1 pseudogene is annotated in these 264 nt (G+C 51.1%); it reads left to right on the forward strand.

Features of this window, described 5'->3' with window-relative positions:
- Window positions 1–264, forward strand: a pseudogene (locus CHH91_RS18610) (amidohydrolase); the annotation flags it as partial.

A 264-nucleotide genomic window follows, 5' to 3' on the forward strand; every position in this document is an offset into this window, starting at 1 on the left:
ATCAAATGAAAGCGATTGTAAACGGGCTCGTATGGACAGGCATTGCGAATCAGCCAGCTGTCCCCGGAACGGTTTTGGTGGAAGGCGCCTGCATAAAAGAAGTTGGGATCGATGTTGTATTGCCAGAGGGGGTTGAAAAGATCGACGCGAAAGGGGGCTGGGTGACTCCAGGCTTAATTGACGTACATACCCACTTAGGCGTCCACACACAAGGGCTTGGCAATGATGGCCATGATTTTAATGAAACAACGGCTGCATGCACCC

It is taken from the genome of Virgibacillus sp. 7505, from assembly GCF_002272135.1.
Lineage (GTDB): Bacteria > Bacillota > Bacilli > Bacillales > Amphibacillaceae > Terribacillus.